The organism is Vibrio sp. Vb0349, assembly GCF_033338975.1.
Window position 1 is genome coordinate 1 of the sequence record NZ_JAWOTS010000205.1, and the last position, 1,387, is coordinate 1,387.

Consider the following 1,387-nt stretch of genomic DNA (forward strand, 5'->3'; position numbering starts at 1 on the left):
GGGACTTTAAATGTGATATGTCGCGCCAACCCCATCTCTTTTAAAACCGTGTCGGTGCTTGAATCTTTATCGCCGCCACCCGTAACTTTTATGTGCGAATAGCTGAGTAACGCATCCACCGTCAGCTCTTTATAACTCGCTAGCGGGTGTGACGCTTTCATCAAACACACCGAGGTATCAGAACCAATGTTCACGCTTGAAACGCCTTCTGGTTTTGAAGGGTACATGGACGATGCGATGTGGATACCCAGTTCATGCAACTTATCGAGAAAATCTGGTTGCCATAAGCGATAAGCCATATCCAGTTGCGGCGCGAGTTGGCTTAAATGGGAAGCGATATCTGGAAGAACGTACTGAGCAACATAGTCACTAGACGCGACAACTAACTCACCTTGCCAATCTGCCGGTTCGAACGGTTTATCATCAAGCAGATGATCAAACTCAGACAGCAAATCATCAAGTTTAGCTTTTAACGCTAACGCTCGAGGTGTGGGTATGAGCAAGTTCCCCTGACGGACAAGCAATGGATCGCCACAAAGCTCTCTGAGCTGGGCTAATTGGCGGCTGACCGCAGATTGAGTCACGTGCAAGCGCTCGGCAGTGCGGCTTACATGACATTCCTCAAGCAGCACATGCAACGACCTCAGCAGATTTAAATTGATGTTGTTTAACATACTCGACCCACTTGATGCTTCACTTTACGAACTTGTTTCCGGTCGTATTAAAAAACTCGGTCAGAACCGTATGCGTCATCACATGACGCAGTTCAGGAAAGCGTTGAATTTGATCTCGGATTTCATTGAGCCGATTCATGTTAGGGACTTCCACAAATACCATCATGTCAGTTTCGCCGCTGATTACATGGCACCATTTCACACCATCAATTTTATATAACTCATCAGCATAGGATTCACAGTAGTAAGATGATATGGATGTGTCGAATTTCAATGCGAAGTAGGCACAGATCGAATCCCCCTCTGGAGGCGCAATTTCAGCGTGATAACCTAAGATGACTTTGTCATTTTCTAACTTGCGAATACGAGCCGTGACGGCTGAGCGAGATAAATTGACCTTCTCCGCAATCTCGGTGACCGACAACCGCGCGTTATGCCGGAGGATATCAATGATCTTGTGATCAAATTTGTCCATAAATATACCAAGCTTCCCTTAATTTTCTTATTCTATACCTATTCTAAATGCATAAGAAACCAACATTTTGTTGGATTTATTTAAAACAACCGTCATATTGACGGTGAACAAGCGCATTTTGTTTTTTGGAGTTCAGATATTCTATCTTCAACCCAAAGTCCAATTAAGGCGCAGCATGGAACGCGCACTTAAATAAAACGTCCGAGAAACGCATGGAACAGCTAAAAAAAGACATCTC

General features: G+C 44.5%; 2 protein-coding genes. Both read right to left on the reverse strand.

Annotation, left to right across the window (positions count from 1 at the left end; all coding sequences use genetic code 11):
- Window positions 1–674, reverse strand: a 674-nt coding sequence (locus R7Q47_RS24580; protein ID WP_318089860.1) for a LysR family transcriptional regulator, incomplete at its 3' end; no start/stop codon positions are given.
- A 19-nt stretch (window positions 675–693) separates the two neighbouring features.
- Window positions 694–1,149 (reverse strand): Lrp/AsnC family transcriptional regulator, encoded by a 456-nt coding sequence (locus R7Q47_RS24585; protein ID WP_318089862.1) that lies wholly within the window; start codon window positions 1,147–1,149, stop codon window positions 694–696.
- Between the last annotated feature and the right edge of the window lie 238 nt (window positions 1,150–1,387).

What these genes read in the sequence shown, in the direction of transcription:
- R7Q47_RS24585 (WP_318089862.1), bottom strand. Translation starts at nt 1,149, where the DNA reads ATGGACAAATTTGATCACAAGATCATTGATATCCTCCGGCATAACGCG.